Source organism: Pseudomonas sp. GWSMS-1, from assembly GCF_049847425.1.
In the GTDB taxonomy this organism is placed as follows: domain Bacteria; phylum Pseudomonadota; class Gammaproteobacteria; order Pseudomonadales; family Pseudomonadaceae; genus Aquipseudomonas.
Genome location: NZ_JBMHHV010000003.1, coordinates 1 through 25,707, shown reverse-complemented (window position 1 = coordinate 25,707; position 25,707 = coordinate 1). Strand labels below are relative to the sequence as shown.

Below are 25,707 nucleotides of genomic sequence, written 5' to 3'. Positions count from 1 at the left end.
TTCGCTAGCCCAGTTCAGTTGTTTAAGACCTGCCACACGCAGCCATGTAGCAGGCCGTCGTCGCCATGAAATCAGAACGGCTCATCGTCCTCCGGTTCTTGGCCGCCCTTACGCTTTCGCTCCCGTGATTTGATCTTGGCCTGGGCCGCCAAGCTACTGTGTTGCAGGCGATAGGACTCGTTACCGGTTTCGACGATGTGGCAGTGGTGGGTCAGCCGATCCAGCAGGGCGGTGGTCATCTTGGCGTCGCCGAACACGCTCGACCATTCGGCGAAGCTCAGGTTGGTGGTGATCACCACGCTGGTGTGTTCGTACAGCTTGGACAGCAGGTGAAACAGCAACGCACCGCCAGCCTGGCTGAACGGCAGATAACCCAGTTCGTCGAGGATGACCAGATCCATGCGCAGCAGTGCCTGGGCGATCCGCCCGGCTTTGCCGTCGTGTTTTTCGCGCTCCAGCAGATTGACCAGATCGACCGTGGAGTAGAAGCGCACGCGCTTACCGTGCCGGGTGATGCCGGACACGGCCAGCGCGGTGGCTAGGTGGGTTTTACCGGTGCCTGGCCCACCGATCAGCACCACGTTCTGCGCGGTGTCGGTAAAGGCCAGGCTGGCCAGCTCGCTGATCAGGCGTGCGTCGGCGCTAGAGGCGTTGAAATCGAAGCTGGCCAGATCGCGGTGCATCGGCAGCTTGGCCATGTTCATCTGGTGGCTCACCGAGCGCATGGCGCGATCTGTGTGCTCTTGTTCCAGCAGGTGTTCGAGCAGCCACTTGGACGAGGCTGTGTTCGACTCACCCTGTGCAGTTAACTCCGCCCAGGCCGTGGCCATGCCGTGCAGGCGCAGCTCCTTGAGTTCCACCATCAAATCACGCATGACCGACCTCCTCGGCCTGGCCACGCAGGCGGTCGTAGCGCGCCGTGTTAGCGACGGGGGCTTCCTTGAGCGACAAGTGGGTTTCGACGCTGGGTGGTGGTTCGGATGCTGTCAGCCGTGCCACGACATTGAGGATGTGTTCGGCGCTCAGGCTGCCGCTCTCCAGTACCAGCTCAACGGCTACCAGCACGGCATCGAGTCCGGCGACCGGTACGGCAGCCAGGACTTGCGCCATGATCCGGTCACCGCCGGCATGACGCCCCAGGCCGTGCTTAAGCTGACGCAGCGGCGCTGGCAGATCAGTAAAGGGCGCTCCGTTGCGCAGCGCGCCGGGCTTGCGCTCAATCAGCGGGATGTAGTGCTGCCAGTCATAGCTGACCTGGTCGCGATCCAGCAAGCGGACATGGCTGGCGATCAGCGCGTCGTCAGCCACCACCTCGATTCGCGTCGGATACAAACGGCTGCTGACCCACTTACCCGCGTACTCACACGGCACCGAGTAGCGGTTGCGCCCGACGCTGACCAGGCAGGTGCTGGAGACCCGCGCAGGCCGCTCGACGTAACCGTCGAAGGCCGCGGGCATAGGCATCAGTTCGGCGCGCTCCAACTCCAGTACCTCGGCCACACTCAGCCCGCTGTATTGAGGGTGCGTCAGCTCGTTCCAAAGCGCGCGGCAGCGCTGGCCCAGCCAGGCATTGAGTTCCTCGAAGGAGTGAAACTGACAGTCCTGGGCGTCTAGCCAGATACGCCTGCGGCTGTCTTGCACGTTCTTTTCAACGATGCCCTTTTCCCAACCAGCGGCGACGTTGCAGAAGTCCGGATCGAACAGGTAATGCGCGCACATCACCGCAAAGCGCGCATTCACCGCCCGGCCTTTGCCCTTATTGACCTTGTCGACGGCGGTCTTCATGTTGTCGTAGATGCCCCGGCGCGGCACGCCGCCCAAGGAGCCGAACGAGCGTGTATGGGCGTCAAATAACATCTCATGGCCCTGGCTCGGATACGCCACAAGCCAGAACGCACGGCTGGCACACAGCTTCAGATGTGCCACCTGCATACGCCGGTAAATGCCGCCGACCAGCAAGCCTTCCTCGCTCCAGTCAAACTGAAACGCCTCGCCAAGAGCAAAGGTCAGCGGCACAAAGGCCTGCGACGCCTTGCCCTGTCCCCCTCGCCAGGCACGGATAAACGCGGTGAGCTGGCTGTAGCCACCGTCATAACCTTCGGCTTTGATTTGCGCCAACAGCGCCTTGACACTGCGCCGCTGTTGCTTGGGCCGCAGCGAATCGGCTTTTAGCGCCTGCTCCAGCGTGGCGTGAAAAGGGCTGAGTTTGTTGAAGATCGCGCGGCGTTGGTAGACCGGCGGCTTGGCCTCAGGTGCTCTGACCCACTTGCGAATCGTGTTGCGCGCCAACCCGGTGCGCTTGGCTATCTCATGCAGCGACAGCTTGTCGCGGAAATACATCCGGCGAATTTTGCCCATCATTTCCATACTGATCACCCTGTGTTCTCCTGCTCAAAAATTGAGCAGAAGCAGTTGAACACCTGGGTCAGTTTTCAGTCGGCAGAACAGCCTCTACTGGGTCAGTTTTCGGTCAGCAGCAACAACCTGACTGCATCTCGTGGGCCAAAGGTTCGCCAACCTTACTGCGAAATGGAAAACCGGTAACAGCAACTCTTCCCCGTAAGGAATGGAATCAAAGCAGCAAAGTCATGGTTAGTACCGCAGCAAAAGGCAAGCCCGAGCTCAATTCAGAATTATGTTCCCCCGGTAGTTTTGTTGCGATGCCCAGCATCGCCTATCGACTGGCACGAGTAGCAGCGGGGGATGGGGATGCAGGTGTATCACTTGTACCCGTATCAGCGCACGACGTGGCTGCCGGTCATGCGCTGCTAATTGGTGCCGGCGGAGTGCTAGTCGATCAAGATGGCATCGGCATTACGTATGCCACAGAAGTCAGCATGCAAACTGTCTCCCGGAAATGCTTTGGCGGCACTGCAGAAGCCTGCCAGGCACTTATACGCCGGAACTGGAGCAAGGTATTTAGCTAGCCTTGCTCGGCCACAGTTAGTCTTGATTAGAAGCTTCCATCAGGACTATTCGTTTGCTGCTTTTAAAACTCACCATCAAAGGGACGGTGGCTTTTCATCTTTAATGGCAGCTTCTTCCAGGCCTCAAGAATGCACCGTCTATCTTCTTCGCGCTTCGCGTCAATTAATGAAGCGCTATAAATTGAACGCGCCTGTTGACGCTCACGCTTCACACGAACAAGCTGCTCATACTCTGTCTCCATAACGCCTCCTACAGGTTGAAAACTAGACTGTGTTGGCGAGCAGCTCTAACTAAACGTGACATCCCCATCAGTAACGTCGCACTTATCGCGATCTTCTATCCTTGCCAGGATCCACTCCTGTACCTCGGTGTCGATCCAGCCGACGGAACGGTCGCCTAACGAGACTGACTTCGGGAAAGTGCCCTCACCGATGTACTTGTAGAGGGTCGATCTGGCTAGGCCGGTCGAGTAGATGACTTCTTTCAGGCGGATAATTCGCACAAGCAATTTTCTCGATCAGCTTAGGGGGAAGAAAGGGATTTGAACCTGCCAGCTAGTGGGCCCAGCCTGCCTGTGATCTTAAATGGAAATTGTGAGCCTATTGGCTATCTGGTTTTTTATGGTGAGACTTAATTTAAGCAGCCACCCAACGTTCAGCGTGAGTTTCTGGGCACGATGCCAACCTGCATACCGAACGGATTAAACACGCTATTCAAGGTCTGAACAGTCGGGTTGCTTTCATCATGCTCTAGCTGGCGCAAGGCCCGCAGGGACAGCTTACACATCTGCGCGAACCGAGCCTGTTGCAACCCCGTCACGTCCTTGCGTAAACGCCTAACTGCCTCGCCGATAGTGATTTCGCCAGAAGCCAGCTGCTCCTGTAGCTCGGTAAGAATCCGATTTCGCTCAAGAATGTCCATTAGATAAGCCCCCAGTTTTTGAGCCGCTGAGGCAGATCTCGCAACGCTATGCGCGGATGATTCATTGCAGCCGCGGGCAGTCCGTCGGCACTCAGCAAGTCAGGCAAAGCCAGGAAATTTTGTGCTGCGATCCTTAGCCGCTGAAATAGCTCATCAGGCGCGATCCACTCAGCCGCTTCATCGCAGGCAGCTTTCCAGTCGACCTGACCTGCCATCTCAATCTGCTTTGGCCATTTTGTTGTACGCGTTACGCCTTCATCATCCATGACCATGGGAGCCAGATCATAGAGTGGAGCCAGGCTCACGCCTTGCTCAGTTCGAAGGATTGAGGTGTTTCGACCATGATTGTCTGAGTTGCCAAGAATCTGATTCAGTAGATCACGCTGCATGTACTCGAATACCAAATCACCCACCTGTTCGGCCTGCCCAACGCTTTGCCATAACGCGACTAAGTTTCGTAGCACATCCGAATGCGACATATAGCTGCCAGCTTCGACTACGCCCGACAGTGAATACATCGACTCAACAGCGACACGATTAACGCCGGCAAGACCAACCCCACGATCAAAGCGATGCATCCACAAACTGGGTTTTTTCCCCTCCTCCAAAGCCAACCCCTCAGCCGCAACGGTATCGAGCCCCAACTGCCGAACCGCCCGATAGAAGCAGTACTCGCTGCGGAGGATATCCTGATCGGTCTGACTGGCTTTGTTGCGTGCGAACTTCACAAACCAGTGCTGGACAGCATCTGCATCGGGCAATACGGCGTCGGGATGCAATGCGCCATGGCGGTCTTCTGCCAACAGTAGCTTTGGCGCCTCACCGCCTGCTCCGGTAGCTCCACCAATGGCAGCGCCCTGCTCATAGGCATACTCCAAAAAGCGTGAGTCGCGGCTGACCACTTCGTCTCGCGTAAAACCCAACATAGGACTGCCTGCGATTGCGCTTGCCGACTCCTTGATGCGCAAATTTCCAATGGGAGCTGGCGTACAGCGCCCCAATAGAAACAAATCCAGGCTCATCCCCTCCGGGCGCTCACCACTCAAGCGCTTCAGCAAAAAGCGTCTAGCCGCTCCGGCAGGCAAGATATCGAAGAGAAAGGCCGGAGCCTGCTTACTCCGCCAAGAGTCCCAGCCCAAAGGTAACGTGGCACTGACCGCGCCATTCAGACGAGTGCTAATCGAGTCGAGGGCGCCCACTAGATAGCCCTGCTCGTACCCATATGTACAAGGACCATCCAACCCTAGGTCAGGCTGCTCAAAACCAATCCCCATGGCGTCCTGCCATTCGCCACCCGCATAGATTTGTAGAGTGAGCTTGTGCATAGTAATCACCGGCAATTTAATGACTAAACCTTAGCTAAGCCGCAACAAAAAGGCAATTAAATGCCTATAAAGGCTTTAAAACAATCAAAAAGGGCACTTTAATACCCATAGAAATCCGGTGCTCGACAGGCACTTACCTAGACATCGCGCGGGTTCAACTCCCCTGTGAGGATTTGAACCCGCAATTTGGATTCGCTACATGCCTCTTGACGAAGAGCTCAAGGTTTCTATACTCAGGGCCGTGACTGTAAGAATTCCAACAAATCACTGGCGACAGGCAACTAGCCTGAAACCGTTGATTTGAGCAGGGGTAAGAGGTTTAGGATTCAAATCCCCCCGGTTCCACCAAATGCAAGTTTCCACATGTTCCCACATGACTGGAAACACCCTTAGAAGCCCCGCCTAGTGCGGGGCTTCTTGTTTCTACACGCATCCACATGCATACCCATAGCATTGCCCTTCATGTATCCCCGTGTGTATCCTTTGCGAAAAGGTGAACCAGAGGGATACAAGGATGAAGCGCAGTGAAATCAAGAAGCGCCCAATGGCTGACACCGTGCTGGCTAGCCTGGAGGCAGACGCCAAGGAATACCGCGAACTCGATGGCGACGGCCTATACCTTCGCGTGAAGCCAGACGGCTCGAAGTCATGGCAACTGCGCTACAAAAAGCCGGGTGGCCAATGGTCATGGCTGGGGCTCGGTGGCTATGGCAAAGGTGAACATCAGCTCACTGGTGTGTTGGCGCTGATGGAAAATTGACCCACCCTGCCGATTGAAATTTGACCCAGGGCGGATTGCTGATTTTGTTACCAGCAACTGTGGATAAGTCTACCAGCGCAGCTGCTGTTGCCCCCACTCCTTCGCTAGCCCAGTTCAGTTGTTTAAGACCTGCCACATGCAGCCATGTAGCAGGCCGTCGTCGCCATGAAATCAGAACGGCTCATCGTCCTCCGGTTCTTGGCCGCCCTTACGCTTTCGCTCCCGTGATTTGATCTTGGCCTGGGCCGCCAAGCTACTGTGTTGCAGTCGATAGGACTCGTTACCGGTTTCGACGATGTGGCAGTGGTGGGTCAGCCGATCCAGCAGGGCGGTGGTCATCTTGGCGTCGCCGAACACGCTCGACCATTCGGCGAAGCTCAGGTTGGTGGTGATCACCACGCTGGTGTGTTCGTACAGCTTGGACAGCAGGTGAAACAGCAACGCACCGCCAGCCTGGCTGAACGGCAGATAACCCAGTTCGTCGAGGATGACCAGATCCATGCGCAGCAGTGCCTGGGCGATCCGCCCGGCTTTGCCGTCGTGTTTTTCGCGCTCCAGCAGATTGACCAGATCGACCGTGGAGTAGAAGCGCACGCGCTTACCGTGCCGGGTGATGCCGGACACGGCCAGCGCGGTGGCTAGGTGGGTTTTACCGGTGCCTGGCCCACCGATCAGCACCACGTTCTGCGCGGTGTCGGTAAAGCTCAGATTGGCCAGCTCGCTGATCAAGCGAGCGTCGGCGCTGGAGGCGCTGAAGTCGAAGCCGGCCAGATCGCGGTGCATCGGCAGCTTGGCCATGTTCATCTGGTGGCTCACCGAGCGCATGGCGCGATCTGTGTGCTCTTGTTCCAGCAGGTGTTCGAGCAGCCACTTGGACGAGGCTGTGTTCGACTCACCCTGTGCAGTTAACTCCGCCCAGGCCGTGGCCATGCCGTGCAGGCGCAGCTCCTTGAGTTCCGCCATCAAATCACGCATGACCGACCTCCTCGGCCTGGCCACGTAGGCGGTCGTAGCGCGCCGTGTTAGCGACGGGGGCTTCCTTGAGCGACAAGTGGGTTTCGACGCTGGGTGGTGGTTCGGATGCTGTCAGCCGTGCCACGACATTGAGGATGTGTTCGGCGCTCAGGCTGCCGCTCTCCAGTACCAGCTCAACGGCTACCAGCACGGCATCGAGTCCGGCGACCGGTACGGCAGCCAGGACTTGCGCCATGATCCGGTCACCGCCGGCATGACGCCCCAGACCGTGCTTAAGCTGACGCAGCGGCGCCGGCAGATCAGCAAAGGGCGCGCCGTTGCGCAGCGCACCGGGCTTGCGTTCGATCAGCGGGAGGTAGTGCTGCCAGTCATAGCTGACCTGGTCGCGATCCAGCAAGCGGACATGGCTGGCGATCAGCGCGTCGTCAGCCACCACCTCGATTCGCGTCGGATACAAACGGCTGCTGACCCACTTACCCGCGTACTCACACGGCACCGAGTAGCGGTTGCGCCCGACGCTGACCGGGCAGGTGCTGGAGACCCGCGCAGGCCGCTCGACGTAACCGTCGAATGGCGCTGGCACAGGCATCAGTTCAGCGCGCTCCAACTCCAGCACTTCGGCCACACTCAGCCCGCTGTATTGAGGGTGCGTCAGCTCGTTCCAAAGCGCGCGGCAGCGCTGGCCCAGCCAGGCATTGAGTTCCTCGAAGGAGTGAAAATGACAGTCCTGGGCGTCTAGCCAGATGCGCCTACGGCTGTCTTGCACGTTCTTTTCAACGATGCCCTTTTCCCAACCAGCGGCGACGTTGCAGAAGTCCGGATCGAACAGGTAATGCGCGCACATCACCGCAAAGCGCGCATTCACCGTCCGGCCTTTGCCCTTATTGACCTTGTCGACGGCCGTCTTCATGTTGTCGTAGATGCCCCGGCGCGGCACGCCGCCCAAGGAGCCGAACGAGCGTGTATGGGCGTCAAATAACATCTCATGGCCCTGGCTCGGATACGCCACAAGCCAGAACGCACGGCTGGCACACAGCTTCAGATGTGCCACCTGCATACGCCGGTAAATGCCGCCGACCAGCAAGCCTTCCTCGCTCCAGTCAAACTGAAACGCCTCGCCAAGAGCAAAGGTCAGCGGCACAAAGGCCTGCGACGCCTTGCCCTGTCCCCCTCGCCAGGCACGGATAAACGCGGTGAGCTGGCTGTAGCCACCGTCATAACCTTCGGCTTTGATTTGCGCCAACAGCGCCTTGGCACTGCGCCGCTGTTGCTTGGGCCGCAGCGAATCGGCTTTTAGCGCCTGCTCCAGCGTGGCGTGAAAAGGGCTGAGTTTGTTGAAGATCGCGCGGCGTTGGTAGACCGGCGGCTTGGCCTCAGGTGCTCTGACCCACTTGCGAATCGTGTTGCGCGCCAACCCGGTGCGCTTGGCTATCTCATGCAGCGACAGCTTGTCGCGGAAATACATCCGGCGGATTTTGCCCATCATTTCCATACTGATCACCCTGTGTTCTCCTGCTCAAAAATTGAGCAGAAGCAGTTGAACACCTGGGTCAGTTTTCAGTCGGCAGAACAGCCTCTACTGGGTCAGTTTTCGGTCAGCGGCAACATACACCCCCCACCTGGCTCAACCGCCTGACGAATCCTGAGAGCGAGCGGGTGATGAAGAAACCTGGCAGCAATGTAGACGACTGGTCTATTTTGAAATATATTGCAGGCCACAGGTGAACTCAGACCAGCATCTGGCCTAGCAAACCATGGCATAAAGGCCCATAGCGCAAAACTCCTAGCACGCCACAGCGCACTGCACATCGAACGCCACACACATTGCGCCAAGCGCTCACGGCAATCCCGCGTGAGACTTCGCATCGAAAATAGACGACTGGTCTATTAAGGATAAAAACATGTTCAACTTCGATTTTTACAACCCTACCCGCATTGTCTTTGGCCGCGACACCATCGGCCGTCTGGATGATTTAGTGCCGGTTGAGGCGCGCGTATTGCTGCTTTACGGCGGCCAGAGTGCCGAAAAAACCGGCACCCTGGCACACGTACGCGAAGCGCTTGGCGCCCGGCACGTCCTGGCGTTCGGCGGTATCGAGCCGAACCCCAGCTATGAAACATTGATGCAAGCCGTGGCGCTGGTTCGCGAGCAACGCGTGGACTTCCTGCTCGCGGTGGGCGGCGGCTCGGTGATTGATGGCACCAAGTTTGTGGCTGCCGCAGTTGGCTATGCCGGCGATGCCTGGGACATCCTCGAAACCCGCGGTGCCAAGATCCGCCACGCACTGCCCTTCGGCAGCGTGCTGACGCTGCCCGCCACCGGCTCGGAAATGAACAACAGTGGCGTGGTCACGCGCCGGGCGACACAAGCCAAGCTGCCGTTTCGCAGCGTTCATGTGTTCCCGCAGTTTTCGATTCTCGACCCGACCAAAACCCAGACCCTCCCCGTTCGCCAGCTGGCAAACGGCGTGGTCGATGCGTTCGTGCATGTTATGGAGCAGTACCTGACCTACCCCATCGATGCCCGCGTGCAAGACCGCTTCGCCGAAGGGCTGCTGCAAACACTGATCGAAATCGGTCCGCTGATGCTGGAGGAATCCGCGGACTACAGCACCCGCGCCAACCTGATGTGGACAGCCACCTTGGCGCTCAATGGGCTGATCGGCGCGGGCGTGCCGCAGGACTGGTCAACCCACATGATCGGCCATGAGCTGACCGCACTACACGGCATCGATCACGCACGCACGCTGGCCATCGTGCTCCCCGCAAACCTGGAAGTTCGCCGTGAGACCAAGCGCGCCAAGCTGCTGCAATACGCCGAGCGGGTTTGGCAGATCAGCCAAGGGGACGAAGAGCAGCGGATTGATGCCGCCCTACAACAGACCCGGACGTTCTTCGAGAGCCTGGGCCTGCCGACGCGCTTATCGGCCTACCAGCTTGGTGCTGACGCCATCGATGCGCTGATCAACCAGCTCGCCACCCACCGCCTAACCGCCCTCGGCGAACACAGCGACGTCAGCTTAGACGTCAGCCGCCGGGTGCTTGAAGCGAGCCTCTAAGCCGCGCCGCTAGCGCTACACACCCACGCTAGCGGCACATGCACAAACAGCCACAACCCCTTTTAACCGCAAGGTAAACCACATGAAAATCCTCCTCGTTTTGACTTCCCACGAGCAACTTGGCGACACGGGTGAGAAGACCGGTTTCTGGCTCGAAGAGCTGGCCGCGCCTTACTACGCCTTTATCGACGCTGGCGCGCAACTGACCCTGGCATCGCCCAACGGCGGCCAGCCACCGCTTGACCCCAAGAGCAATGAGCCTGACTTCCAGACCGACGCCACCCGCCGTTTCGAGGCCGATTCAGTCGCCACGCATGCGTTGGCTAACACGCTAAAACTCAGCGACATGAACAGCGCCGAGTTTGATGCCGCGTTCTACCCCGGCGGCCATGGCCCGCTGTGGGACCTGGCCGAAGATGCCGCGTCCATCGCCTTAATTGAGCGCGCTATCGCCGCCGGCAAGCCGGTCGCCGCGGTTTGCCATGCGCCTGCGGTGCTGCGCCACGTCAAGGGCAGCGATGGCCAGCCATTGGTCGCTGGCAAAGCGGTCACCGGCTTCAGCAACAGCGAGGAGGAGGCTGTGGGCCTGACTCAGGTGGTGCCGTTCCTGGTCGAGGACATGCTCAAGGCCCAAGGCGGCCATTACAGCAAGACCGCCGACTGGCAGGTGCATGTCGTCACCGACGGACTGCTGATCACCGGCCAGAACCCGGCCTCATCCGAAGCCACCGCCCACGCGCTGCTCAAACTGCTGGCCTAAGGCCGACGTCACGCCTCTGCCAACGTTGGCAGCGGCGCACTTTTCATCCGCGGCCGCCTGGTGGCCGCGGGCATCACCAGGAATGTAAAAATGGATACAAGTCGCTTCTTTCAGTCGGTGCAACTCGGCCCCTATGTGCTCAATAACCGCATCGTCCTGCCGCCCCTGACGCGCTCGCGCAGCACCCAGCCGGGGAACATCGCCAACCCGCTGATGGCCACCTATTACCAGCAACGTGCCGGCGCGGGCTTTATGGTCACCGAAGGCACGCAGATTGAACCCCGCGGCCAGGGCTATGCCTGGACGCCCGGCATTCACAGCCAGGCGCAAATCGACGGCTGGCGCAACGTCACCGACGCCGTGCATGCCGCCGGCAGCATCATTTTCGCTCAGCTCTGGCATGTCGGTCGGGTGTCGCACACCTCGCTGCAGCCCGATGGCGCAGCGCCGGTAGCGCCGTCGGCGATTGCTGCAACCAACGTCAAAGTATTTATTGAAACCGGCCCAGGTGCCGGCGCCCTGGCCGAGCCCTCAGTGCCACGCGCCCTTAGCAATGCCGAAGTCAAAGAACTGGTGCAGCTGTACGCACAGGCCGCGCGCAATGCCTTAAGCGCAGGCTTTGATGGTGTGGAGATCCACTGCGCCAACGGCTATTTGGTCAATCAGTTCATCTCCGCGCACAGCAACCAGCGCGACGACGAATATGGCGGTTCGCTGCACAACCGTTTGCGTTTCCTGCGCGAGATTGTCCAAGCCGTAGCCGAGGTTGTTGGTGCCGACCGCTTAGGCGTGCGCTTCGCGCCGTTGTTTGAAAGCACGGTAGAAGACCGGGTTTACCTGGGCCTGGTTGAAGAAGACCCGCACAGCACCTACATCGAGGCCATCAAAGTGCTCGAAGAGGCAGGCATCGCCTACCTGTCGATCGCCGAAGCCGACTGGGACAATGCCCCAGCGCTCCCCGAGGATTTCCGCCGCGAGGTGCGCCAGGCGTTCAGCGGCCGCATCATTTACGCCGGCCGTTACACCACAGAGCGCGGGACGCAGACCCTGGAAGCGGGGCTCGGCGATTTGATCGCCTTTGGCCGGCCGTTTATTGCCAACCCGGATTTGCCGCAGCGCATTGCCAATGGCTGGCCGCTCAACCCGGTCGACCCTGCCAGCATGTATGGCGGCACGGAAAAGGGTTATAGCGACTACCCCACCTACGCCGAGTAAATCTGCACCAGCGGCCGTCGCGGCTTAACGCTGGCGGCCGTATTCTCGCGGGCCGAACATGCGGCAGCTAACGGGCTGGCGCATTCGGCTAACACGAAATGACAGACGCGGCCATGTCGCGCCTGGATAATCCCTCATTCGCAGCCACATGCCTGAGCGCTGCCCAAGCCCTGCCTACACGTCCATACTCAAGCGCTGCGCGGAGAAACAACCCGGCAGAGCATTAAGGATTTCTCATATGAGCGAATTGCACAGCACGCCGTCGTGTATCGGCCTGGTACTCGCCGCTGGCGCCGGGCAACGCTTCGGCAGCGACAAACGCCGCGCTCAGCTGGCAGACGGCAACAGCTTGCTGCGCGCGACGGTGTTGCGCGCGCAAGAAGCCTTCAGCGATGTTCGGGTCGTGTTAAAGGCTGAGGATGATGCGCAGGCCTTGGCTATTCCCCCCGGCGTTGAGCTGGTGCGGGCGGCCCACGCCAAACAGGGCATGGGCTCAAGCCTGGCCGCCGGTATCCAGAGCCTGGCAAACACGCAGGCCACTGCGGTGGCGGTGCTGCTCGGGGATATGCCGTGGATTTCTGTCGCGACCCTGCAGCAACTGCGAGTGCAGGCCGACGCTGAACATATCGTCGTGGCTTACTGCGAGGGCCAGCGCGGCCACCCGGTGTTATTCGGTCGGCGCTTTTGGCCGCAGCTGATGCAACTACAAGGCGAGAATGGGGCCAAGGGCTTGATCGCCACCCATGCGCAACAGGTGATTGCCGTGACGCTTACTGACAGCGGCATTCTGCGCGACGTCGACACGCCCGCAGATCTTAACCCCCCACCGATTTCATAATCAGGGCGCTGCCAGTAAAGGTGGTGTCTTGTTTATCCGCCAGCGCGCGACTGAGCAAGCCTGCCAGCTGCGGCTGCGCCTGTTCACTCGGCAGATCCAATAGCTCGCCCATAAAGTGCCCGCGATTGGATGACAGGCATCCGTATAACCAGCCCGTAGACGACAACCGCAGACGGCTGCAGCTGCGGCAAAAGGGCGCGCTTTCGTTGGCGATAATGCCGAACGCCCCACGCTCGCCCACGCTATAACGCAGCGCGGTAGCGTCTAGCGCGGCCTCGGCCTGGGTGAAGGCATAACGCTCGCCGATCAGCGCCAGCAGCTCGCGCTGACCGACGAACTGGGCGCGAAAAGCCTCTGCATGCTGCGCCAGATGGCCCATGCGCATCAGTTCGATAAAACGCAATTCGTAGCCCTGCTCCAGGCAGAACGCCAGCATCGGCATAACCTGGTCGAGGTTGCTGCCACGCATCGGCACCATGTTGATCTTGATGCTCATGCCAGCTCGGCGCGCCTGCTCGATGCCGTTGAGCACCGTCTGCAGGTCGCCCCCTTTGGCGATCTTGCGAAAGGCCTGCGGGTCAAGCGTGTCCAGGGACACATTGAGACGCTGGATGCCCGCACTGCGCAGCAACGGCAGTTTGTCGGCCAGCAACTGGCCATTGGTGGTCAGGCTGATGTCCGGCAACGCCAATGCGCCGATGCCCTGCAGAAAAGGCTCCAGCCGGTCACTCAGCAGCGGCTCACCGCCGGTAATGCGCAGCGCATCGATACCGGCGACATCTCTGAGCAGCTCGACGGCGCGCAGCATCGATGCAGCCGTCAGCTCATCACGCGCGGCCACCAAGCGACGGCCATCGGCCACACAGTAGGTGCAGGCGTAATTGCAGGCGGCGGTGAGGCTCAGGCGAAGTTTACGGAAACGCCGACCCTGTCGATCAACGATCACCCAGCCATATCCGCATCGGAGCCAACGGCTGATTCACCATCTTCTGCCAGCGCTTCCAGCACATAAACCTGACGATCGCTCAGCAACTCGCCAAGGGCTTTGGCCATGGCCGTGTAATGCGGCATCTGCCGATGAAGCGCTATCGCCTCGTGGCTGGCCCAGCGCTCGACGAAGACAAACCGCCCAGCCTGTTCAATGCACCGATTGAGGACGTAAGACAGGCAACCATCTTCGGCGCGCGAGGGTTGCACGCAGGCACGCAGAACCTGCTCGACCTGCTGCTCTTTGCCGGCCTTGGCGGTGAGCACCGCAACAACACGTATGGGGTGATTCATGCAGATGGATTCCTTGGTTGATCGTTGTCAGCGCTGCACGGCAAGCTGCCGAAAAGCCTCTGCGGCAACAGCGGTTTGCTCCAGGCCAGCGATGCGCAGCGGGTCGCTGTCATGGATGCTCGCGGCGCGCAAACGCAGGCTGCCGCCATTGCGGCCGTTGAGCACCGCCTGAATTTCCGCCAGCACCGCCATGGCCACGCTTTCCGGGGTGTCGCCACCCAGGTCCAGGCCAATCGGATAATGCAAATTCGCCAGCCCCGGCAGGTCGCCCTGCTGCGCGTGAATACCGGCCAACAGGCGCTCGGTGCGCTCGCGCGGGCCTAACTGGCCGACATAGCAGGGTGCGCTGTGCAAAACGCCCTGCAGCCAATGCGCGTCTTGCACCAGGCTGTGGGTCATCACCGCGACCGCGGCCCCGCGCACCAGCTCGTGATAAGCGAAAGGCTGCTCGACGTCGCCGACCAGCACCTGGTCAGCCTCGGCAAAACGCTCGGCGCGGGCAAAGTGCGCCCGGCCGTCGATCACCGTCACGTGCCAGCCCAACAGCTTGGCCATGCGCACCACCGGCTGGGCATCATGGCCCGCACCGAATATCACCAGCCGTCGCACAGGCGGCAGGTATTCCAGAAGCACCTCCACCTCGTCCGCACCATGGGGATAGAGACAGCGGGATGACTTGCCGCGCAGCAACGTCTGTTGCAGGTCTGCACAGATCTGCTCAGCCAGCGCCGAGCCCAGCAACTCGCCCTCGGCATCCTGACCAGGCAGCAAGAACAAGCGCGCGCCCAAACGTGGCGCAGCCGCGCCCGGGCTGGCGATGACCGTAGCGATGGCCGCCGGCTGCTGGCTGTCACGCACGCCGCACAAGGCATCGACCAAGGCGCAGGGGCCGCTGGCCGGCAGGCGTTCGAACAGCACATGAACCTTGCCGTTGCAGCCCAGACCGAAGCTCAGCGCTTCCTCGCTGGCCTCATCCGCCTCGGCGGTGCTGTAGCTGCGCAACGCCGGCCCAGCCTCGGTCAGCCACCAGGCCTTCTTCGCCACTTCCGCCTCCAGGCAGCCACCACTGATGGTGCCCTCGGGTCGGCCGAAGCGCGACACCAGCATGCGCGCACCGGGACGCCGATACGCCGAGCCTTCGACCTTGACCACCGTCGCCAGCACCGCTTCACGGCCAACCTCACGCTCGGTCAGGAGCGCATCCAGCAATGTGTTCAGGCCCGACATGCGGCACCTCCGCTCAATGCAAGGACTCGGTCCGGCGCTTGACCACGGCCGACACCGCAACCTGCGCGCCACTGTCGCCAAAGCGCTGCAGGATAAAACTGCTCAGCGCGGCCAACTCTTGATCGGTGTAAATGGTGCCAAACGACGGCATACGCCGATCCACGGGGGTGTCGGCGGCACCATGGCCACTCAACAGAATGCCCAGTAAGTTGCTGGCGGCCGGATCGTTGACCGTCTTCAGGCCCAGCAGCATGGCCGTTTGGCTCTGGGTCCCGGTGCCGTCCCAACGGTGACAACTGGCGCAGGCGTCGGCGAACAGTTTGTTGCCAAGTGCATTGCCGCTGCCCTGCTCAGCAAGCGTGAGCTGCTGCGGGCGAGGCACTCCTTCACTGCGCGGCGCTGAGTCTTTGAGGAACACGGCAATCGCCTGACGGTCTGCATCGGTCAAATGTCGCAAGCTGTTCTCCACCACCTGCGCCATCGGCCCCGAGGACAAGCCCAAGCCTGGCGCGGCGCCATCCTTCAAATAACCAGCAAGCACGTCCGTGGGCCAGGCACCAATGCCGTGCACAGGGTCGGCGCTGATGTTGTAGGCATTCCAGCCCTGAAGCACGTTACCGGCCAACGAACGATCGCTGCTGGCTGCCTGAAACAGGTTGCGTGGTGAATGGCACTCGCCGCAGTGGCCCGGCCCTTCTACCAGGTATTTACCGCGATTCCACTCGTCTGAGTGCTGGCTGTCCGCCTGAAACTGCTCGTCATCGAGGAACAGCCAATTCCACACCGCCATGCCCCAGCGTTGGTTGAACGGGAAGCTGATGTGGTTTTCCCGCGGTGCCTGTTCGACAGGTTCTAGGCTGACCAGGTAGCCCTTGATGGCGAGGATGTCATCGCGCGACATCTTGCTGTAGGAGGTATAGGGAAACGCCGGGTAGTAGTGTTTGCCATCACGGCCCACGCCGGTTTGCAGCGCGCTGACGAACTCGTCATCGGTCCACGCGCCGATACCGGTTTGCACGTCCGGGGTGATGTTGGACGAGAACAACGAGCCGAACGGCAGCTTGAACTCAACGCCACCGGCGAAGGGTTGACCGCCGGGCACGGTATGGCATGCCACACAGTTGGCGGCGCGCGTGAGGTATTCGCCCTTAGCCAGCGGGTCATCTTGCGCATAGGCCGCTTGCGCCAGCAAAGCAGCGCTGGCGAGCGTCAGTAGATTGCTTATTAATTTCATCAGGTACTCCTTAAACCGGGTAGTAGCCAAAACGGCTCAGCGGCAGGCGACGGATGCGTTGACCCGATGCCGCGTACAAGGCATTCACCAGAGCCGGGCCGATCAATGCAGTACCGGCCTCCCCCACGCCACCCGGTGCTTCCAGGCTAGGCAGCAGGTGCACCTCCACCGCCGGGGCTTCGCTGATGCGCAGCTGTCGATAGTTGTGGAAGTTGGTTTGCTGCACCTGGCCGTTGTCGATCAGGATTTCGTTGAACAACGAGGCGGACAGGCCGAACAAGGTACCGCCCTCCATCTGCGCCTTAACCGAAGTCGGGTTAGTCGCAAAACCGCAATCCACCACACTGACCAGACGCTTGATGCGCAGGCCCAAGTCGCCCTGCATCTCCAGTTCAACCAGGGTCGCCACATAGCTGCCGAACACCGCACTGACCGCCACACCACGGCCCTGCCCTGCTGGCAACGGCTGGCTCCAGTCACACTTCTCGGCCAGCAGGCGCAGCACCGCCTGGGCACGTGGCTGGTCTGCCATCAGTTCCAGGCGGTAGGCCACCGGGTCGGCCTTGGCGTTGTGCGCCAGCTCATCAATAAAACATTCCAACGCATAGGTGCCGCGCAGCGGGCCCACGCCACGCCACCAGGACACGGGTACAACGTTCGGCTCCTGGCGGATATAGCGCACCTGCAAATGCGGCAGGCTGTAGATGGGGTCCACTGAGACTTCCACCGCATCGGCATCCACGCCGTTGGCCGGCAAGCTGCCGGCATAGCGGGCGAGAATCGAAGCGCCAGCAATGCGGTGTTCCCAGCCCAGCGGACGCCCCTGCGCGTCGAGCGCAGCCTGCATACGGTCGGCGTACAGCGGCCGGTAGAGGTCGTGGGTCATGTCCTCTTCACGGCTCCAGATCAGTTTGATCGGGTAATCGACCTGCCGCGCGATGGCAACCGCCTGGGTGATGAAGTCGAACTCCAGACGCCGACCAAATGCGCCGCCGATCAGCTGGTTGTGCACCTGGATTTTCTCCACGGGCAACCCGGTGATTTGCGCGGCTGTTTGCTGAGCGAAGACCGGCACCTGGGTGCCGACCCACAGTTCGCAAGCATCTTTACGCACGTGGGCCACACAGCTCATGGGCTCAAGCGGCGAATGCGACAACAGCGCCTGCTCGTAAACCGCCTCGAACTGGCTGGCCGATTGCTGCTTGGCTTGTTCAATGTCGCCGGTACGCTTGGCGACCACGCCATCACGGCTACTGGCAGCGAGCAGCTCTTGGTCCAACTGCTTGGAGCCGATAGCGGCATGCGGCCCCAAGTCCCACTCAATCTTCAGCGCTTTGATGGCCTGCTGACAGGCCCAGAAGTTACTCGCGGTGACGGCCACGGCATTGTCCAGACGCACAATGTCGCGCACCCCAGGCACCCGACGCGCCTGACTGTCATCCACCGAGAGCAGCCGCCCGCCATGTACCGGGCAGGTGATGCTGGAGGCCACCAGCATGCCGGGGATTTGCAGGTCGATGGTAAAGCGCGCCTTGCCGTTGACCTTCGCCGGGGTGTCCAGGCGCTGCGCGGGGGTGCCCAGCAACTTGAACTGCTCGGGGGTTTTCAGCGGCACCGCGTCGGGCAATGGCAGCGTCGCAGCCGCCTCGACCAGGTCGCCATAGGCCGCCTGCAGGCCATTGGGGCCAAACACCTGGCCGTCCTGCGCATGGCACAGGCTCGGCGCGACGCGCCACTGCAAAGCAGCCGCCTGGATCAACAGGATGCGCGCCGTAGCGCCCGCCCGACGCAGCGGCTCCCAGGTGTAACGGGTAGAGGTCGAGCCACCGGTGGCCTGAAACTGCAGCAGGGTGTCGGTATACAGCGCCGAGTTAGGTGGCGCCTCCTGGATCACCACCTGATCCAGGGGCACTTCCAGCTCCTCGGCGACCATCATGGCAATACCGGTTTGCGCGCCCTGACCCATTTCAATCTTCGGCGAGATCACCGTGACCACGCCATCGGGGCCCACTCGCACAAAGGCTCCGAAGCCTTCAGCAGAACGATCACCCAATCGGCCTGCAGCCGCCGCATCGGCGGCGGCACTCTTGGCCACCAGCGGCGGTAGCCAGGTGCTCAACACCAAGCCGCCGAGGGCGATGCCGCTGCCCTGCAAGAGGCGGCGACGGGACATATCAACAGTCGTTTCGTTAGGCTTTTTCATCTTACGCCTCCTCAACCTGGCCAACACTATGAATGGCCGAGCGAATCCGGGTGTAGGTGGCGCAGCGGCACAGATTGCCCGCCATGGCGGCATCAATGGCCTGATCATCGGGCTTCGGCTGGCTCTGCAGCAGCGCCGTGGCGGCCATGATCTGCCCTGATTGGCAGTAACCGCACTGCACCACCTCGTGCGCCAGCCAGGCCTGCTGCACGGCTTGGCCCACGGCCGTCTCGCCGATGGCCTCAATGGTGGTGATCGAGCGCCCCGCCACAGCGGAAATCGGCGTCACGCACGACCGGATAGGCTGGCCGTCGAGGTGCACGGTGCACACGCCGCACTGGGCAATGCCGCAGCCATACTTGGTCCCGGTCAGGCCTAGCACATCGCGCAGGACCCATAGCAGAGGCATATCTGCGGCAACGTCAACCTGCTGCGACTGTCCGTTGATGATTAACGTTTGCATGTTTTTCCCTCTGCTTAATAGTGTGATGCCGACAACCTGGGTTATCGCTTGGGTCATGTTTTTTCGGCGCGTGACGCTGACTGAAACCGCCTCACGCACTCATTGATTAATCTGCCTTAAACGGGCAACCAGCCATCCGGCCAGCGGAAAGGAGATGAGCTGAGTGAAAGGCACCAAAACCACCACCTCCACCAAGACCATTAGCGGAAAACTCAGATCGCGGGTCAGCGGCGCCAGAAAACTCAGCACCAGTAAGAGCGTAGGGTATAACCCCAGACAGCCGACCAAAATACGCCACAGAGCGGCGTTTACTTGATGCGATCGCTTACTGCGTGTGCCCATAAGAATCTCTGCCGCCATCACTGCGCCTAATGGCCTGGGTTTTCTAAACAAAAAGCCCTGCCAGCAAGGAGCTTGAGCTGGCAGAGCACGAACCGTGGTTACTCCAACGCCTGACAATCAGTCGTCACCGACGCGAACCACCAACTTGCCAAAATTACGACCCTCGAGCAGCCCGATAAACGCCTTAGGCGCTTCTTCCAAACCACTCACCTGTTCTTCACGGTATTTAATCCGCCCCTGCGCAAACCAATTCGACATCTCGTTGAAGAATTCGGCATAGCGGTGGGCGTAATCATCAAAAATAATAAAACCTTGAACCGTGATGCGTTTGCGCAGAATCGCCCCCATCAGGGCAGGCAAGCGGTCTGGCCCGCTGGGTGGGGCGGTGTCGTTGTAGTGCGCGACGATACCGCAGACCGGCACCCGCGCCTTGGTATTGAGCAGCGGCAGCACCGCTTCAAAGACCTTGCCGCCGACATTCTCGAAGTAAATATCGATACCCGCCGGGCAGGCCTTGGTCAGTTGCTCGGCGAAGTCCGGCGCACGGTGATCGAGGCAGGCATCAAAACCCAGCACCTCGACGGCATACCGGCACTTTTCTGCGCCGCCGGCGACACCGACCACATGGCAGCCCTTGATCTTGCCGATCTGCCCGACAGTCGCGCCGACTGGCCCGGTAGCCGCCGCTACCACCAAGGTTTCGCCCGCCTGCGGCCGGCCAATATCGAGCAAGCCCATATACGCGGTAAAGCCTGGCATACCAAAGATACCCAGGGCATAAGAGGGATGTGCCGGTGACTCGCCCAGCGCGGTCAGGTCACTGCCATCGGACAACGCATAGTCCTGCCAGCCCGCAAAGGACAGCACCCAGTCACCCTCTTTAAACGCAGGATTTTTTGAGACCAGCACGCGGCCTACGGTGCCACCCACCATCACCCCGCCAACGTCCACCGGCGGCGCATAGGACGGCGCATCACTCATGCGCCCGCGCATGTAAGGGTCGAGCGACAGGTAAACGGTACGCAGCAGCACCTGCCCCTCTGCAGGCTCAGGAATGGGGCTTTGCTCAATGCGGAAGTTCGCCTCGACAGGCGCACCGTGCGGGCGCGAGGCCAGAACAACGCGCCGATTGATTAGCTTTGACTGGGGCATGTGCAAACTCCTGGCGGGTATTGAAGAAGGGGTTGTCTCGATGCGAAAAATTAGACCAGTCGGCTATCAAACCGATAAAAAATGCCCACCTGCAGGGTGGGCAATCTGGTCATCAGGCCTTGTCAGAGGCCAGCATGGCCTGGGTCGTGGCCATGGCGTTTTCCAGCGACCGGCTATTACGGTGCAGCTTGCTCAGCAGGCTGGCGCCGAGCCACAGCTGATAAAGGGCCGTCGCCGTGCGGTAAGCATCGCCTGGCGGCAGGGAACCGTCTTGTTGGCCCTGCTCAATACATTCTGAAATTCGCGCAATGATTTCATCTGCACCATCGCGCAGCGTCAGGCGCATGGACTCAGAAAGATCCGCCACCTCGGCGCTCAACTTCACCACCAGGCACTTCTGCTCTTCACAGGGCGCACAGTAGCTGTCCAGCCACTTCTGCCAGTAGCCCATGAGCCGTTCGCGGGCTGTGTTACCCGTGACGGCAAAGCGCTCGTCCATGTTCGCCAAATAATTGCGAAAGTAATCCTCTAGCAAGGACTGGCCGAACTGCTCTTTGGATTTGAAGTAATGGTAGAACGAGCCTTTCGGCACGCTGGCGGCCTGCAAAATCTCGTTAAGGCCCACACCCGTAAAACCCTTCACCACCATCATCCGGTGGCCGGTATCGAGTAAATGCTGGCGCGTATCATCGTAGTTTTGCTTCATCGGGGCAGGTTACCAATAAATTAGACCAGTCGTCTAGTTACAATATTAATGCACCACTATACCAATACTCCTCCGGCTCTACCCAGCTCAGCCCGCAACGACAAAAGCCTGAAGGCCGCTCTCCAGCGCTAGAGCGCTAGGCCAACTCCTGCGCAAAACGCCGCACTGAAAGCCCCAACCAGAAACCAAATTAGCGGCACTGGGCCGGCCTTAGCGCGCGACCATAGATAGTAGACCGGTTGACTAGCTGGCGAGTAGCATGCTTCTCACACCAGGCCAGCTATCCCGCAATCACCACCGCGCATAACTGCTCGGTGCGCCCCAACGGAGCTAAACCGATGATCAAACTTCACCACCTTAATGCTTCGCGCTCAATCCGCATCCTCTGGCTACTGGAGGAAATCGGCGAGCCGTATGAGCTCATCAAGTACACGCGCGATGAGCAAACCCACTTGGCCCCCGCCTCGCTAAAGGCCATTCATCCGCTCGGCAAATCGCCGGTGATTGAATTAGACGGGCAGGTTATTGCCGAGTCTGGCGCGATGGTGGAAGTGCTGATTAAGCGCTTGGCGCCTCACCTCGCACCGGATGAAGGTTCAGCGGCATACATTGATTACCTGACGTGGATTCACTTCGCAGAAAGCTCCGCCATGCTGCCTTTTCTACTGAAAATATTTAATCAGTATGAAACCCAGTCAGGCACCGACCTGAAGTTTCTAAACAGCTACACGGAGACAGAATTCAACAAGGTGTTTACCCATATCAACAACCACCTTGCGGGCAGGAATTTCCTAGTAGAAGAGCGCCTGACCGGCGCGGACTTTATGCTGGGCTTCGTCGTGCAGGGCGCACTGAATAACCTAAAAGGCGCACAGGCCTTCCCGCACATCGAACGCTATATCCAAAACTTGGAAAGCATCAGCAGCTACCAACGCGCCCTAGCCAAAGAGCAGAACTGAGCCCCGGCAACGACGGCCTTAAGCCGCCATTCATTGCCAGTCGACTTCAGCCGGCGCTTGCCGCTCACCCAGCGTTCCAGTACCTGAGCCTAGCGCCTAGGCTCAGGCCTTCCTCGGTTTAGGCATTTGCCTGGCGCGTCTTCAGGTAGTCGATGACCGCCGCTTGATCGCCCGCAAACTCAATGCGAGCACCTTTGCTCTCGCGCTGGAAGGCATACATGGGGTCGTAATACTCAACCAGCATCCCGTCGATCCAGCCACGGTGCAGATCAACCGCGCCGCTGCGGTGTTGCTCATCTAAGGCCGCCTGCATGATCGCCAGCAGCCGCTGATAGCGCTCGCCGCCCAGGCGTTTCTGGATATTGCTCAGACTTTGCAGCAGGCGCTCGGCGAACAAGCGGAAGCCATCCTCGATGCCATGCACACGGATAAACTCAGCGCACAGGTCGATCACATAATCACCGAGGATGCGCTCGACACGGCCTTCGAAGCTGTCCTCCAGCCACACCAGCGGGTATTCCTGCATGCCTTGGTATAGCTCCAGCGGCAGCGAGCAGGTGCCCACCAGACGGCTCTCATCTTCCAGTACAAATTGCTGAGTACCGGCGGCGCGCTGCTTGAGGATGTCGATGGCCAGACGGTTCTCAAAATCGATCTGCCCCGGCTGGACAGTGGCCCGTTTGCCGAAACTGGAGCCGCGATGGTTGGCGTGGCCTTCCAGGTCGATGCTGTTGGTCAGCGCGCTGATGACTTCGGTCTTGCCGGTGCCGGTCATGCCGCCCACCACCACAAAATTGCACTCTGCTACCGCATGCAGGGTGGTCTCCAGCAAGAACGTGCGCATGGCTTTGTAGCCGCCGATAACGCGCGGGTAGTCGATACCGGCTTCCTTGAGCCACTGCTGGGTGATCTGCGAGCGCAGGCCACCCCGGAAGCAGTACAGATAACCGTTCGGGTTGGCCTTGGCGAAAGCCGCCCAGGCCTCGACCCGCTCAGCCTTGACCTGACCGCCAACCAGCTGATGACCCAGCTCGATGGCCGCGTCTTGGCCGTGCTGCTTGTAGCAGGTGCCAACCTTTTGCCGCTCGATGTCGTTCATCAGCGGCAGGTTGAGTACGCCAGGGAAAGCCCCCTTGAGGAATTCCACCGGCGCCCGGGCATCCATCAGCGGCCGATCATTAAGAAAGATGTCGCGGTAGTCGCTGCTGTTGTCACGCATCAGAGCACCTCTACCGCGTAAGTCTGTCGCGCAACCAACTGACCTATTGGCGCCAGGTGCAAGCCCAGCTCGGCCGCCACGGCCAGGAACTCAGCCTCGCCCTCGGCATTAACTGCCACCAACAGGCCGCCGCTGGTTTGTGGGTCGCACAACAGGTTGCGCTGCGCCTCGGAGATCGGCGCGATCTTCTCGCCGTAACTCTCATAGTTACGCAGGGTGCCGCCGGGCACGCAGCCCTCGCCCAGGTAATAGTCAACGCCCGGCAGACGCGGCACGGCAGCGTAATCAAGCTGCGCGGTAAGGTTGGCACCATCGGCCATCTCCACCAGGTGACCGAGCAGGCCGAAACCGGTGACATCGGTCATCGCGGTGACGCCGGCGAGCTTGCCGAAACGGCTACCGGGCTTGTTCAGGGTGCACATCCAGTCACGCGCCAGGCCAACGTCTTCGGCGCGCAGCTTGGCTTTCTTCTCGGCGGTGGTGAGGATGCCGATACCCAGCGGCTTGCTCAGGTACAGCCGGCAACCGAGCGTGGCGGTGTCGTTACGCTTCATGTGGCGCTTGCTCACCACGCCAGTTACCGCCAGGCCGAAGATGGGCTCCGGGGCGTCTATGGAATGGCCACCGGCCAGGGGAATACCGGCCTCATCACAGACTGCGCGGCCGCCGCGAATCACTTCACGGGCCACTTCCGGCGGCAACAGGTTGACCGGCCAGCCGAGGATGGCGATGGCCATCAGCGGGTCACCGCCCATGGCGTAGATGTCGCTGATGGCGTTGGTGGCGGCAATGCGGCCGAAGTCGTAGGCGTCATCGACAATCGGCATAAAGAAGTCGGTGGTTGAAACCACGCCGCGCTCATCATCCAGGGCATACACCGCCGCATCGTCGCGCGAGGCGTTGCCCACCCACAACTTGGGATCCAGGTTTTGCGCGCCGCTCCCGGCCAGGATCACGTCCAGCACCTTGGGGGAAATCTTGCAGCCGCAACCGGCTCCATGGCTGTACTGGGTCAGGCGGATCGGCTCGCTCATCGGTCAGGCTCTCGGCAAATCAGAAAACAAGCCGCGGATTCTAGCAGGCCGGCGGAAACACAGGATTGCAAACCCAGGTAGTTTTCCAACGGCCTGCCGGCAATGCTGGCCTTTAGCGCAGCGCTCCCTATAATCGCGCCACGTCGATTACCTGACGACACGCAGCCAGCCGAACCGCTGACCTGTTACTTAGAACCTTTTCCGCTATTGAACCGGAGAATCTTCATGTTCAAACGTACCCTGGCATTCGCCGCCTGTGCTGCCCTGTGTCTGTCCGCTAGCCTGACCCACGCTGCAGAAACCCTGCGCGTCAGCGCCATCCCAGACGAAGCACCGACCGAGCTGCTGCGCAAATTCAAGCCGCTGGGCGCCTACCTGGAACAGCAGCTGGGCATGAAAGTCGAGTTCACTCCGGTGGCCGACTACCCCGCGGTGGTTGAAGCGCTGGCCACCGACCGCCTCGACATGGCCTGGCTGGGCGGCTTCACCTTCGTCCAAGTCCACCTGAAAACCGGCAACGCGATCCCGCTGGTGCAGCGCGAACAGGATGCCCAGTTCACCAGCAAGTTCATCACCGCTGACGCCAATGTGAATTCGTTAGCCGACCTCAAGGGCAAAACCTTCGCCTTTGGTTCGGTGTCCTCGACCTCCGGCAGCCTGATGCCGCGTTATTTCATGCTGCAAGACGGCATCAAGCCGGAAAGCTATTTCAGCCGTATCGGCTACTCCGGCGCACATGACGCCACCGCTGCCTGGGTTCAGGCCGGCAAGGTCGATGGCGGCGTGCTGAATGCCAGCGTGTGGGACAAACTGGTCGCCAGCGGCAAAGTCGACACCAGCAAGGTCAGGGTCTTCGCCACCACCCCGAGCTACTTCGACTACAACTGGACCGTACGCGGCAACCTCGACCCCGCACTGGTTGAGAAGATCAAAGCGGCGTTCCTTGCCCTCGACCCGGCTAACCCGGCGCACAAGGCAATCCTCGACCTGCAGGCCGCCAGCCGTTTTATCGAAACCAAGCCTGAGAACTACCAAGGCATCGAGGACGCTGCCCGCGCCGCTGACCTGCTGAAATGACCCTGCGCCTTTGCGGCGCCAGTCTCAGC

26 protein-coding genes and 1 pseudogene are annotated in these 25,707 nt (G+C 60.4%); 8 read left to right on the top strand and 19 right to left on the bottom strand.

Translation table 11 applies throughout. The features are described from left to right. Nucleotides 1-71 precede the first annotated feature (71 nt). Entirely contained in the window at nt 72-875 is an 804-nt protein-coding gene (gene istB, locus ACEPAJ_RS00995; RefSeq protein WP_425912994.1) for an IS21-like element ISPst3 family helper ATPase IstB, read from the bottom strand. Continuing rightward, complete coding sequence (gene istA, locus ACEPAJ_RS00990; RefSeq protein WP_425913533.1) at nt 868-2,367, bottom strand: IS21 family transposase; 1,500 nt, start codon at nt 2,365-2,367, stop codon at nt 868-870. Before istA (ACEPAJ_RS00990) ends, istB (ACEPAJ_RS00995) begins: the two co-directional genes overlap by 8 nt. Before the next feature lie 221 nt (nt 2,368-2,588). Here istA (ACEPAJ_RS00990) and ACEPAJ_RS00985 point away from each other — a divergent pair, with 221 nt between their 5' ends. Further along, the gene (locus ACEPAJ_RS00985; RefSeq protein WP_425912992.1) at nt 2,589-2,927 is read left to right on the top strand and encodes an inositol monophosphatase family protein; all 339 of its coding nucleotides are present in this window, start codon (nt 2,589-2,591) and stop codon (nt 2,925-2,927) included. Between the two features lie 62 nt (nt 2,928-2,989). Here ACEPAJ_RS00985 and ACEPAJ_RS00980 read toward each other — a convergent pair whose 3' ends face one another. The 4 genes from ACEPAJ_RS00980 to ACEPAJ_RS00965 all read right to left on the bottom strand — a co-directional run bounded on the left by ACEPAJ_RS00980 (nt 2,990) and on the right by ACEPAJ_RS00965 (nt 5,174). Then, a complete protein-coding gene (locus ACEPAJ_RS00980; RefSeq protein WP_425912991.1) occupies nt 2,990-3,169 on the bottom strand; it encodes a hypothetical protein in 180 nt (59 codons plus the stop codon). Nucleotides 3,170-3,214: 45 nt separating this feature from the next. Then, nucleotides 3,215-3,430, bottom strand: a complete 216-nt coding sequence (locus tag ACEPAJ_RS00975; protein ID WP_274086279.1) for an AlpA family transcriptional regulator — start codon at nt 3,428-3,430, stop codon at nt 3,215-3,217. Between the two features lie 152 nt (nt 3,431-3,582). Continuing rightward, on the bottom strand, nt 3,583-3,849 hold the full coding sequence (locus tag ACEPAJ_RS00970; protein ID WP_274086280.1) for a helix-turn-helix domain-containing protein: 267 nt from the start codon (nt 3,847-3,849) through the stop codon (nt 3,583-3,585). Continuing rightward, nucleotides 3,849-5,174, bottom strand: a complete 1,326-nt coding sequence (locus ACEPAJ_RS00965) for a type II toxin-antitoxin system HipA family toxin (protein ID WP_425912989.1) — start codon at nt 5,172-5,174, stop codon at nt 3,849-3,851. Before ACEPAJ_RS00965 ends, ACEPAJ_RS00970 begins: the two co-directional genes overlap by 1 nt. Before the next feature lie 514 nt (nt 5,175-5,688). Here ACEPAJ_RS00965 and ACEPAJ_RS00960 point away from each other — a divergent pair. Continuing rightward, a pseudogene (locus ACEPAJ_RS00960) lies at nt 5,689-5,910 on the top strand (Arm DNA-binding domain-containing protein); the annotation flags it as partial. A gap of 195 nt (nt 5,911-6,105) precedes the next feature. Here the strand turns inward: ACEPAJ_RS00960 and istB (ACEPAJ_RS00955) are convergent. Further along, nucleotides 6,106-6,909 carry an IS21-like element ISPst3 family helper ATPase IstB gene (istB, locus tag ACEPAJ_RS00955; protein WP_003459721.1) on the bottom strand — a complete coding sequence of 268 codons (804 nt, stop codon included), beginning with the start codon at nt 6,907-6,909 and terminating at the stop codon, nt 6,106-6,108. Next, entirely contained in the window at nt 6,902-8,401 is a 1,500-nt protein-coding gene (gene istA, locus ACEPAJ_RS00950; protein ID WP_425913531.1) for an IS21 family transposase, read from the bottom strand. Before istA (ACEPAJ_RS00950) ends, istB (ACEPAJ_RS00955) begins: the two co-directional genes overlap by 8 nt. Nucleotides 8,402-8,810: 409 nt before the next feature. Here istA (ACEPAJ_RS00950) and ACEPAJ_RS00945 point away from each other — a divergent pair, with 409 nt between their 5' ends. The 4 genes from ACEPAJ_RS00945 to ACEPAJ_RS00930 all read left to right on the top strand — a co-directional run bounded on the left by ACEPAJ_RS00945 (nt 8,811) and on the right by ACEPAJ_RS00930 (nt 12,781). After that, nucleotides 8,811-9,968: an iron-containing alcohol dehydrogenase gene (locus tag ACEPAJ_RS00945; RefSeq protein ID WP_425912986.1), complete on the top strand. Its 1,158-nt coding sequence runs from the start codon at nt 8,811-8,813 to the stop codon at nt 9,966-9,968. Nucleotides 9,969-10,050: 82 nt separating this feature from the next. Beyond that, a complete protein-coding gene (locus tag ACEPAJ_RS00940; protein ID WP_425912985.1) occupies nt 10,051-10,728 on the top strand; it encodes a type 1 glutamine amidotransferase domain-containing protein in 678 nt (225 codons plus the stop codon). 90 nt (nt 10,729-10,818) lie between these two features. After that, nucleotides 10,819-11,943: an alkene reductase gene (locus ACEPAJ_RS00935; RefSeq protein WP_425912983.1), complete on the top strand. Its 1,125-nt coding sequence runs from the start codon at nt 10,819-10,821 to the stop codon at nt 11,941-11,943. 238 nt (nt 11,944-12,181) lie between these two features. Beyond that, nucleotides 12,182-12,781: a nucleotidyltransferase family protein gene (locus ACEPAJ_RS00930; RefSeq protein ID WP_425912981.1), complete on the top strand. Its 600-nt coding sequence runs from the start codon at nt 12,182-12,184 to the stop codon at nt 12,779-12,781. Here the strand turns inward: ACEPAJ_RS00930 and ACEPAJ_RS00925 are convergent. The 9 genes from ACEPAJ_RS00925 to ACEPAJ_RS00885 form a co-directional block, all read right to left on the bottom strand. Then, complete coding sequence (locus ACEPAJ_RS00925; protein WP_425912979.1) at nt 12,759-13,727, bottom strand: GTP 3',8-cyclase MoaA; 969 nt, start codon at nt 13,725-13,727, stop codon at nt 12,759-12,761. The genes ACEPAJ_RS00930 and ACEPAJ_RS00925 overlap by 23 nt on opposite strands. Next, complete coding sequence (locus tag ACEPAJ_RS00920; RefSeq protein WP_425912978.1) at nt 13,724-14,062, bottom strand: putative quinol monooxygenase; 339 nt, start codon at nt 14,060-14,062, stop codon at nt 13,724-13,726. The genes ACEPAJ_RS00925 and ACEPAJ_RS00920 overlap by 4 nt, the downstream gene beginning before the upstream one ends. Before the next feature lie 27 nt (nt 14,063-14,089). Continuing rightward, nucleotides 14,090-15,289: an XdhC family protein gene (locus ACEPAJ_RS00915; RefSeq protein WP_425912977.1), complete on the bottom strand. Its 1,200-nt coding sequence runs from the start codon at nt 15,287-15,289 to the stop codon at nt 14,090-14,092. Nucleotides 15,290-15,302: 13 nt separating this feature from the next. Continuing rightward, nucleotides 15,303-16,523 (bottom strand): c-type cytochrome, encoded by a 1,221-nt coding sequence (locus ACEPAJ_RS00910; protein ID WP_425912975.1) that lies wholly within the window; start codon nt 16,521-16,523, stop codon nt 15,303-15,305. 10 nt (nt 16,524-16,533) lie between these two features. Continuing rightward, the gene (locus ACEPAJ_RS00905; RefSeq protein WP_425912973.1) at nt 16,534-18,726 is read right to left on the bottom strand and encodes a molybdopterin cofactor-binding domain-containing protein; all 2,193 of its coding nucleotides are present in this window, start codon (nt 18,724-18,726) and stop codon (nt 16,534-16,536) included. A gap of 1 nt (nt 18,727) precedes the next feature. Continuing rightward, nucleotides 18,728-19,189, bottom strand: a complete 462-nt coding sequence (locus tag ACEPAJ_RS00900) for a (2Fe-2S)-binding protein (RefSeq protein WP_274086292.1) — start codon at nt 19,187-19,189, stop codon at nt 18,728-18,730. Nucleotides 19,190-19,288: 99 nt separating this feature from the next. After that, complete coding sequence (locus tag ACEPAJ_RS00895; protein WP_425912971.1) at nt 19,289-19,549, bottom strand: hypothetical protein; 261 nt, start codon at nt 19,547-19,549, stop codon at nt 19,289-19,291. 99 nt (nt 19,550-19,648) lie between these two features. Beyond that, complete coding sequence (locus ACEPAJ_RS00890) at nt 19,649-20,683, bottom strand: NADP-dependent oxidoreductase (protein WP_425912970.1); 1,035 nt, start codon at nt 20,681-20,683, stop codon at nt 19,649-19,651. 112 nt (nt 20,684-20,795) lie between these two features. Then, nucleotides 20,796-21,389 carry a TetR/AcrR family transcriptional regulator gene (locus ACEPAJ_RS00885; protein WP_425912969.1) on the bottom strand — a complete coding sequence of 198 codons (594 nt, stop codon included), beginning with the start codon at nt 21,387-21,389 and terminating at the stop codon, nt 20,796-20,798. A 338-nt stretch (nt 21,390-21,727) separates the two neighbouring features. Here ACEPAJ_RS00885 and ACEPAJ_RS00880 point away from each other — a divergent pair, with 338 nt between their 5' ends. Continuing rightward, a complete protein-coding gene (locus ACEPAJ_RS00880; RefSeq protein WP_425912968.1) occupies nt 21,728-22,348 on the top strand; it encodes a glutathione S-transferase family protein in 621 nt (206 codons plus the stop codon). A 118-nt stretch (nt 22,349-22,466) separates the two neighbouring features. Here ACEPAJ_RS00880 and mnmH read toward each other — a convergent pair whose 3' ends face one another. Further along, on the bottom strand, nt 22,467-23,567 hold the full coding sequence (mnmH, locus tag ACEPAJ_RS00875) for a tRNA 2-selenouridine(34) synthase MnmH (protein WP_425912966.1): 1,101 nt from the start codon (nt 23,565-23,567) through the stop codon (nt 22,467-22,469). Next, entirely contained in the window at nt 23,567-24,601 is a 1,035-nt protein-coding gene (gene selD, locus ACEPAJ_RS00870; protein ID WP_425912965.1) for a selenide, water dikinase SelD, read from the bottom strand. The genes mnmH and selD overlap by 1 nt, the downstream gene beginning before the upstream one ends. 225 nt (nt 24,602-24,826) lie before the next feature. Between selD and ACEPAJ_RS00865 the strand changes: the two genes are divergently transcribed. Then, nucleotides 24,827-25,678, top strand: coding sequence for a putative selenate ABC transporter substrate-binding protein (locus ACEPAJ_RS00865; RefSeq protein ID WP_425912963.1), 852 nt, complete (start codon nt 24,827-24,829; stop codon nt 25,676-25,678). Nucleotides 25,679-25,707 lie beyond the last annotated feature (29 nt).